5 protein-coding genes are annotated in these 7,744 nt (G+C 69.1%); 3 read left to right on the top strand and 2 right to left on the bottom strand.

Going from position 1 to position 7,744, the window contains the following annotated elements; genetic code table 11:
* Positions 1–2,483, top strand: a 2,483-nt coding sequence (locus AX721_RS11275) for an ATP-binding protein (protein ID WP_231754712.1), incomplete at its 5' end; no start/stop codon positions are given.
* Here the strand turns inward: AX721_RS11275 and AX721_RS11270 are convergent.
* Positions 2,480–3,853 carry a CehA/McbA family metallohydrolase gene (locus AX721_RS11270; protein ID WP_156467132.1) on the bottom strand — a complete coding sequence of 458 codons (1,374 nt, stop codon included), beginning with the start codon at positions 3,851–3,853 and terminating at the stop codon, positions 2,480–2,482. The two genes, AX721_RS11275 and AX721_RS11270, sit on opposite strands and share 4 nt — an antisense overlap.
* A gap of 20 nt (positions 3,854–3,873) precedes the next feature.
* Positions 3,874–6,381: a TonB-dependent receptor gene (locus AX721_RS11265; RefSeq protein WP_068876107.1), complete on the bottom strand. Its 2,508-nt coding sequence runs from the start codon at positions 6,379–6,381 to the stop codon at positions 3,874–3,876.
* A 188-nt stretch (positions 6,382–6,569) separates the two neighbouring features.
* Here AX721_RS11265 and AX721_RS11260 point away from each other — a divergent pair, with 188 nt between their 5' ends.
* A complete protein-coding gene (locus AX721_RS11260; RefSeq protein ID WP_068876106.1) occupies positions 6,570–7,220 on the top strand; it encodes a TetR family transcriptional regulator in 651 nt (216 codons plus the stop codon).
* The gene (locus AX721_RS11255; RefSeq protein ID WP_068876105.1) at positions 7,217–7,729 is read left to right on the top strand and encodes a hypothetical protein; all 513 of its coding nucleotides are present in this window, start codon (positions 7,217–7,219) and stop codon (positions 7,727–7,729) included. The genes AX721_RS11260 and AX721_RS11255 overlap by 4 nt, the downstream gene beginning before the upstream one ends.
* Positions 7,730–7,744 lie beyond the last annotated feature (15 nt).

Below are 7,744 nucleotides of genomic sequence, written 5' to 3'. Positions count from 1 at the left end.
CCCGCCGATTCCTGGTCAGCGTCGGCATCATGTCCCTGGTCGTGACGATCTTCGGGGCGCTCGGCGCCTTCGTCGTGTTTCAGCGCGAGCTGTCGAATCGCCAGATCGCCTACCTGGGCGACTACGTGCTCGAGCGGACCAGCAATGTGGAGCGCCGGTTCTCGAACCTGACCGCCCTGCACCATGCGGCCGGCGAGGAGCTCGAGCGGCGGATGGACCGCCTATCCGACGCCGAGGTCGACCGGCTGGCCGATCGCTACATGCCGCTGCGCCCCGACGGCACCCGCCGCAGCCGCGATGCGTACTTCGACGGCGCCATGGAGGACGGCGAGTTCATCTATGGCATGGGGGCGCTGATCACGCGCGCCGAGGCGATGACCCCCGACGAGAAGCGCGCCCTGGTGGCCGCGTTCGAATTGGTGGCCAACTTCGGCCAGGCGGCGCGCAAGGACTACGACAACTTCTACTTCTTCACGCCGCCGCAGACCCGCCTGGTGCTGTTCGGCCCCGATCGGCCCGACAAGCTGATGTTCTACCGGCATGAGGCGCCGGCCGACCTGGACATTTCCAAGGAGGAGATGGCCTCGCTGACCACCCCGGCCAACGATCCGCGGCGGCTCACCCGCTGCACCAACCTCCAGCGGCTGATCCAGGACAAGGTGGGCGATCGCCTGGCGACGGCCTGCCTGACCCCGGCCTATGCGAACGGACGCTACGTCGGCGCCTTCGGCTCGTCCATCGAGCTGACCGGATTCCTCGCCAATGCGGTGAAGACGCCCCTGCCTGGGGCGTCCTCGCTTCTGGTCACGGGCAAGGGCGAGCTGATCGCCTATCCGGGCTTCACGGTCCCCGGCAAGGCGGCCGAGAAGACCGTCGCCGAATACGAACGCCGGCTGGGTCTGAAGGCCATGGTCGCGGCCATCGCGCAGACCGGGCAGGCCAGCGGCGTCATCGACAGTCCGGACGGCCAGCAGGTCGTGGCCTTCGGCCGGTTGGCCGGCCCCGAGTGGTACCTGATGCTGACCTATCCCAAGGCCTCGCTGGCCGCTTCGGCGGCCAAGTCGGCGTCATGGGTCCTGATGCTGGGCGCCTTGGCCACGGCGCTGCAGACGGTGCTGGTGGTCTTCCTGGCCCGGCGCACGATCATCTGGCCGCTCCAGCGCCTGGCCGACTCCTGCGAGACCGACGAGGCCGAGCGCCCCGACGTCGGGGCGGAGGAGCGCCGGCTCGACGAGATCGGCGTCCTCGCCCGGGCCCTGCGCGCCGAGCGCGAGAAGGTCGACGTCGCCTTTGCGTCCCTCGAAGACCGGGTGCACGAGCGCACGGCCCAGCTCGAGCGCGCCAACGCCGAAAAATCGCGCTTCCTGGCCAACATGAGCCACGAGCTGCGCACGCCGCTGAACGGGGTGATCGCCATCTCCGAGACGCTGTCGCGCCAGCAGGAGACGCCGCGGGGCAAGGAGCTGGCCGAGCTCATCGTCTCGTCCGGCCGCCTGCTGGAGCGGGTGCTGACCGACATCCTCGACTTCTCGAAGATCGAGGCCGGCGAGATCAAGCTGGCGCGCGACGAGTTCTCCATGACCACCCTGGTCAGCCGGATCGCCGAGCTGCACCGCGCCGCGGCCGAGACTAAGGGGCTGGCCTTCCACTGGACGGTCTCGCCGGAAGCCGACCGCCGGTTCGCCGGCGACACCGTGCGCCTGACCCAGGTGCTGTCGAACCTCCTGTCCAACGCCGTCAAGTTCACCGAGGCGGGCGAGGTCCGGCTGGAGGTCGACGCCGCGGGCGGAACGGTGGGCTTCACCGTCGCCGACACCGGCATCGGCTTTGGCGACGACGTGCGCGAGCGCCTTTTCCGCCGGTTCGAGCAGGCCGACGCCTCGATCCGCCGGCGCTTCGGCGGCACCGGCCTCGGCCTGGCCATCAGCCGGTCGCTGGTCGAACTCATGGGCGGCACGATCGAGGTCGCCTCGGAGCCGGGGCGCGGCTCGACGTTCTCGGTGCAGGTCCCGCTGGAACCCGTCGATGGCGACGGCGAAGCGGTGGAGGAGGATCCCTTCGAGGGCTTCGACATCTCGGGCGCCCGCATACTGCTGGCCGAGGACCACCCCACCAACCAGAAGGTGGTGCAGCTGGTGCTGGGCTCGGTCGGCATCGATCCGGTCATCGTCGAGAACGGCCGCGAGGCCCTGGAGGCGCTCCAGGCGGCCCGGTTCGACGTGGTGCTGATGGACATGCAGATGCCCGAACTGGACGGCCTCTCGGCCACCAGCCAGCTCCGCGCCTGGGAGCGGGAGCAAGCGCTGTCGCGGACTCCGGTCATCATGCTGACCGCCAACGCCCTGGACGAGCACGTGAAGGCCAGCCTGGAGGCCGGCGCCGACCAGCACCTCTCCAAGCCGATCCGCGCCGACGCCCTGATCGAGGCCATCGTCCGCGCCATGGCCGAGGACGAGGCGCACCGCGACGAGGCGGCCGCTTAGTCCAGCCAGACCGGGTTCCCCAGCAGCCAAAGCTTGCCGTCGGGACCGCGCACATCGACCCGGAGCCAGCCCTTCCGGCCCGTGAGGTCGAAGGTGCGGGACGTGTCTTCCCCCAGCGGCGCGGCGTCGGCGAGGCCCGCTGCGGCCGGCCCTGCGAACGCCAGCCGCCCGCCCGCCGCCTTGGCGACGCGCACCGACAGCTTCGTCCCGTCGGCGCGTACGTCCAGCAGCCTGTCGCGCGTGCCTTGCACGTCCACGAACGCCCGGCCCTGGCGGATGCCGTCCAGGATGGCGTCCTGGCTGAGGTTCTCCGCCCAGACCACGGTCGTCGGGGTTCCAACGCCCCGCGCGGTCGGCAGGGTGGCGTCGTGGTTGTCTGAGCCGCCGACGGCGGTGATCCGGAAGCCTGCGTTCAGCCTTGCCTCCCAGAACGCGATCCCCGACCAGGGCCCTTCGCTGACGACGCCGTTGATCGCCTCGATGGCCGGGATGCGGGCGAAGTCGGTCTTCGCCGTCCAGCCGCAGCCCATGCAGGCCTCGCCCGAAGGCAGCGCCGGATGGTTGATGGAGATCAGCCCCTTCGCCGCCTCCACCTGGTCCAGGATCCGGTTCATGTCCGGCGCCCGCGGGCCGCCCAACTGAAAGTCGAGCGGCGCCGTGACGCCGAACACATTGGCGTGGCCGTGGAAGGTGGTGATCTCCCGGCCCGGGATCAGCAGCAGGTCGTCGTAGTAGGGCTGCAGCTCGGCCAGGTCCTGGAAGTGGGCCGTGGTGTTGTGCTCGGTCACCGCCACGAAATCGAGCCCGCGCGCGGCCGCCGCCTCCAGCGTCCGGAACAGCGGGCAGGGGATGCGCTTGCCCATCCGCGAGCCGCACGATCCGTCCGAATGCTGGGTGTGCATGTGCAGGTCGCCGCGATACCAGCCGGGCCCGGTCTTCAGCGGCGCCTCGGCGAAGCCGTGGAACACCGGGCTGCGGTCCAGGGTGATCGTCGCGGTGTAGTCGGCGCGGCCGTCCTTGCGCAGGTTGGGCACGCCCAGGATCAGCTTCCATTCGCCGGCTGGCAGGGGCCCGGGCAGGTAGGACGGCGTCGCCCATGTTTCGGTCAGGGTAAACTTAGGCTTGTTGCCGCCGCTCCAGCCGCGGAACCGCTGCGGGTCACGGACGCCGAGGTCGATCACCGACTTCTGGTCTTTGCCCGTATAGGCGAACTCCACCGTGACCGAGGTGGTCCCGGCCGGGACGCGGAACGGGACTTCGCGATAGGTCTGGTGGTCGGCCCCGGTCATGACGCCGGTGAGCGTCAGGGTCTCCGCCGCGGCCGGAAACGCGACGAGCGCGGCGGCCGAAGCCACCGCGCCCGCGATCATCGAAACGAACCGGCCCCGCATCAGAAGCGGTATAGCACGGCGGCCTTGAAGGTCCGGCCCAGCTCCGGCCGGGCCAGGTAGTATCGCGACCCCGCCTCGCCCGAGATGAACTGGCCGGCCCGGGGGTTGCCCTCGGTCAGGCCGATCTCGTTGGTCAGGTTCGTGCCGTAGGCGTGGATCGTCAGCTGGTCGGTGACGTTCCAGCGCACCTGGGCGTTCAGCAGGTAGTAGTCGGGAATGGTCAGGGTGTTGGCCAGGTCCGAGAACCGCTTGCCGTAATACTGCAGATCCAGCTCGGCGCGCACGCGGCCGTCGAACAGGTTCACGCCCGGCGTCACCCGCAGGCTGACCTTCGGCGTGCGGACGATGGTGTTGTCCGTGAAGTCCCGCGCCCGCAGGCAGTCCGACCCCGCCGTCAGGGTGTCGGAGGGCAGGGGGCAGGCGCCGCCCACCTTGGCCACGCGCTCATTGAAGATGAACTTGCCCAGGTGCGGATCCTGGATCGTGGCGTTCAGGCTCACGTCGAACCAGTCGGTCGGCCGCGCCGTGCCTTCCAGCTCCACGCCATAGGTTTCGGTGGAGGCGAACTCGGTCCGGCTGACGAAGCTGTTGGTGGCCTGGTCGTACCGGGTCTCGCTGAAGCTCTGGCTGTCGAACTTGGTCAGGAAGGCGGTCAGGTAGGCCGTGAACATCGGCCGGTCGACCTTGATCCCCGCCTCGTACAGGTCGCTGGTCGAGGGCCGAGGCGAGGTGTTCGTGGGGTTGGTGATGAAGTCCCCCAGCGAGGGCAGGCGGAAGCCCTTGGTGTAGCGGGCATAGGCGCCGAAGTCGGACGAGAACTGGTAGTTCACCGCCACCGTCGCGCCCCAGTCGTCGAAGCTGCGGTCCAGGGGCGTGAAGACGCCGTTGCCGCTGATCGCCTGGTCGTCCGCAAGGGTCGGCGACTGGTTCAGGTTGATCGTCGAGCTGCCCTCGTTGCGGCCGGTCAGCTCGATCCGCTCCCAGCGGGCGCCGAAGTCGATGCGCAGCTTGTCGGTGATGTTCCACTCGTCGGCGGCGTAGAGGGCCCAGGTCTCGGACTCGCCTTCGGCGTTGTTGAACTGGCTGCCGTACCGCGAGAAGCCGTTCTCGGTCATCTGCGCCACCGTCGCGCCAGCGGCGTTGACGAAGCTGAGGTTCAGCAGGCGCGCGTTCTCACGCACGTCCACCAGCACCGCCGCGCCCTGCTGGTAGAAGGTCTCCTCGGCCTTGGCGTAATAGACCCCGAACGCCACGTTGTGCCGCTGGCCGCCCATCTCGAAAGTCCGGGTGAAGCGCAGGTCGTTGATCGTCTCGTCCAGGGTGATGTCCTGGGCGCGCAGGAAGGCGTCCATGACGAGGCCCGTGCCGTTCTGGTTCGCCACGTCGAAGGCCTGGCCGCCGTTGACGTAGGTCAGCCGGCCGACGCTGCCGGCCGGGGCGCGGGCCTGGTCCTGGGCGATCCGCGCCGAGGCCAGCACCGGCGTGTTGGGGAAGAACGCCGAGCGTGTCAGGTCGCTGGTGCGATAGCGGAAGCCGTTGCGGATCTGCCAGCCCGCCACGTCCAGCGTCCCCGACAGGGTGTACTGGGTCAGCTTCAGGTCCGAGCCCTTGGTCTGGTCGAACAGGAAGGGCCCGCGGTTGGTGCGGAAGGTCAGCTTGCCCGTCTCCGGGCCCGCCAGGGTGCCGGTGGTGGCGTCGAAGCCGGGGATCTCGGCCGTATCGCCCTTGGGGTCGAAGGTCAGCGGGACCGGCAGGTAGAAGATCGTGTTGTCGTCGATGTGCTTGACGTTGAAGTCGATGGAGCCGTTCTCGAAGTCGCGGCCCACCTGGAAGCGGACCTGGCCCCCCTTGTTGGCGTCGAACCCGGGATCGCGCACGCCGTCGTCCTGGCGGTAGTAGCCGCCCAGGCCCAGCCGGAAGCCGCCCACCACGCCGCCCATCCAGGCATCGCCCCGCCAGTAGCCCCAGTCGCCCACCTCGGCCTTGGCCAGGCCCTCGAAGGGCTGCGTCGCCTTGCGGGTGATGAAGTTGATCGTGCCGCCCGGCGCATAGGATGCGAAGATCGAGGAGGGGCCGCCGCGGACCACCTCCACGCGGTTCACCGTTTCGTCCATCCGGAACGAGAAGTCGGTGTTCAGGAAGCCCAGGCCACCGTCATGCTGCACCGGCAGGCCGTCTTCCTGCAGGGCGATGGCGGCGAAGCCTTCGATAGGAATGCCCCGGGCGCGGATGTTCGCGCCGCCCACGCCGCCCGACGCCTCAACCCACAGCCCGGGAACGTTCTTCAGCACCTCCGCCACGCTGGGCGGGGACTGCATGCGCAGCTTGTCCTCTGAGATCGTGGTGATGGCGTAGGAGGCCTCGATCCGCTTCTGGGCCTCCGAGCCGGCGCGGCCCGTGACGACCAGTTCCTCGACCGTACCCACCTCGTCGGCTTCGGCGGCCTGGGCGGCGGACGCCAGCGAGAGGACGGCCGCCGAGGCGGCGGCAAGCAGCGCAAACTTCATGGTGGGATCCCCAGCTTTCGAAACTGGGGGCCGCCTTAGGCATGGATGTTATCGATTACACGACAGTGGGATGTCAGCTCCGATGCGATGCGCCGGGGACACACCCGTCGTAGGCGCCGGCTCGGCAGCACCCGCACGGTCAAGATTGATGTTGCATGCGCCAAATTGATGTAATACGCACTTACATCATGAGCGATAAGCGCACATATAATTCCGCCCTGCGCCAGGAACAGTCGGACGCGACTCGGGAGAAAATCCTGCAGTCGATGGCCGCGATCTACGCGGAGGAGGGGCGGATCGAGGCCGCCACCACCCGCGCGGTGGCGGCCAGGGCCGGCGTGCGTGAGGTCACGGTCTACCGCCATTTCCCAAGCCGGGACGTATTGCTGCAGGGCCTATGGGCCTGGCTTAACCGCCGCAACGGCGTCACGGTCGGCATGCCCGAGACCGCGGACGAGATCGCGCTGAAGGTCGGGCCGCTCTACCAGACCTTCGACGCAGCTCCAGGGCACGTTCTGGCCAGCGTGCGCACGGAGGAGGGGCTCAAGATCCGCTCCAGCCTGAACGCAGAGCGCTCGGCCATCTTCCTGAAGCTGGTGGCCGAGGCCGCGCCGGCGCTTGACGAGGGTGAGCGGGTCAAGGCCGCGGCCCTGCTCCAGCTCCTCTACTCGGCCTACCCCTGGATCTCCTTCCGCGAGCAGTGGGACCTGACCGGCGAGCCCGCCGCAGAGGTCTCGGCCTGGGCGGTCGAGATCATTCTCGCCGAACTTCGCCGCCGGGGCGCCAAGCCGCTCCGCCCCACGCACGCCACCGCCACCGCCAAGGACGCCGCGCAGTGATCGCCCACGTCTCCATTCCTGCCGCTGACCCGGAAGGGACCGCCGAGGTCATCGGCCGCATCATCGATGGCGCCGTAATGCCTTTCCCCGTTGTCGCGGGCGCGTGGGTGGCCATCGCCCGCGACGGCTCCGGCTGGGGCGTCGAAGTGCTGCCGGCCACAGCGATCCATCACCAAGGCGAGGGTGAGCCCGACCTCGCCCATAGCGCAGCCGGTGCGTTCGTCATGCCTTGGGAGACCCAGATCCGCACCGACGGCGCCCCCGCCAGCCTCAGCGGATTTCATGTCGCCCTCACCAGCCAACTGTCCGCCGAGGAGATCGTCGACCTGGGCCGCGAGCGGGGCTGGCGCGCCGTGACCTGCGAGCGGGGCGGCGTGTTCGACCTGGTTGAACTCTGGATCGACAACCGTTGCCTGATCGAGGTGCTGCCCCCCACAGGCACGCGCCGATACCTGGACTTCTACACCCCCGAGGTCGCGGGTCGGATGTTCGCCAGCCCGCCGTCATGACACCCGTCTAATCCC

It is taken from the genome of Phenylobacterium sp. CCH9-H3, from assembly GCF_001557235.1.
Taxonomy (GTDB): domain Bacteria; phylum Pseudomonadota; class Alphaproteobacteria; order Caulobacterales; family Caulobacteraceae; genus Phenylobacterium.
The sequence above is the reverse complement of the archived record's forward strand: the minus strand, read 5'-3'. Positions and strand labels throughout refer to the sequence as shown.

Bases quoted from the DNA above. Each gene is read 5' to 3' on its own strand.
- AX721_RS11265 (WP_068876107.1), bottom strand. From the start codon at position 6,381: ATGAAGTTTGCGCTGCTTGCCGCCGCCTCGGCGGCCGTCCTCTCGCTG.
- AX721_RS11260 (WP_068876106.1), top strand. From the start codon at position 6,570: ATGAGCGATAAGCGCACATATAATTCCGCCCTGCGCCAGGAACAGTCG.
- AX721_RS11270 (WP_156467132.1), bottom strand. From the start codon at position 3,853: ATGATCGCGGGCGCGGTGGCTTCGGCCGCCGCGCTCGTCGCGTTTCCG.